We start from the raw sequence: 1,131 nt of genomic DNA, 5'->3' as shown, positions 1-1,131 counted from the left end.
GCCATCACCGACGCCTATGCCTCCCCCACCGTCGAGGCGGACGCGAACCGCTACGCGGCCGACAACGGCGACCAGCCGTTCGCCAAGGGGCAGTTCACCCAGAGCCTGCCGCTGGCCTTCACCCAGGTCAACAGCAACAACTCCCCGAAGCAGTGCGGCGCGTCCGGCTGGTATGGCGAGGAAACGCTCGACGTCCAGGCCGTGCACGCCATGGCGCCCGCCGCCAACATCCGATACTACGCGGGCGCCAGCTGCCAGGACCGCGACCTGCTAGACACCTTCAGCCGCATCAACGATGAGGGAGTGGCAACCATCGTCACGAACTCATGGGGCGGACTCGGCGACGTCGTGAAGCCGGCATTGCTCCAGGCCTACGAGACGGCCTTCCTGCAGGGTGCAGTTGAAGGCATCAGCTACGTCTTCTCCTCGGGCGACGGGGGCGACGAAGCAGCCGCCCTGGGCACGCCGCAGACCGACTACCCGGCCTCCGACCCCTACGTCACCGGCGTTGGCGGCACCTCGACCGCCATTGAACCGACCGGCATCACGGGCGAGACCGGCTGGCAGACGACCAAGTACGGCCTCGCCAGCGGAGCCTGGGCACCGACCGTACCGTTCCTGTACGGCGGCGGTGGCGGCTATTCCTCCAACATCGCCGAGCCCGACTACCAGGTCGCGGCCGGGATCCACAGCCCGAACGGCGGGCGCGCGCTGCCCGATGTGTCCATGGACGCCGACCCGACCACCGGCATGCTCGTGGGGCAGACGCAGGACTTCGGCGGCACCGCGTTGTACGACACGTACCGCATTGGCGGGACCAGCCTGGCTTCGCCGTTGTTTGCGGGCATGACGGCGCTGAAGATCCAGGCCAGCGGGCACGGCCTGGGCCTGCTCAATCCGGCGATTTACGCCAATCCCGCCGGGTTCCACGACGTGACCGGTGCCGGCATTGATGCGGGCAACATCCGCGTCGACTTCGTGAACGGCGTCGACGCGTCCAACGGGTACACCTACTCGGTGCGTTCCTTCAACACGGCGAACACCACCTTGAAGGTCGGCACCGGCTGGGACAGCGAGACCGGCTGGGGCAGCGCCCGCGCCGGCTGGCTCACGCCCGCTCCGTAGCCTGCC

General features: G+C 68.5%; 1 protein-coding gene. It reads left to right on the top strand.

Annotation, left to right across the window (positions count from 1 at the left end):
- On the top strand, positions 1-1,125 hold a 1,125-nt coding region (locus G6035_RS19570; RefSeq protein WP_176618770.1), incomplete at its 5' end, for a S8 family serine peptidase.
- Between the last annotated feature and the right edge of the window lie 6 nt (positions 1,126-1,131).

It is taken from the genome of Arthrobacter sp. SDTb3-6, assembly GCF_013376095.1.
Classification (GTDB): Bacteria; Actinomycetota; Actinomycetes; order Actinomycetales; family Micrococcaceae; genus Specibacter.
Note: the sequence above shows the minus strand (reverse complement) of the source record. Positions and strands in the feature narration are given on the sequence as shown.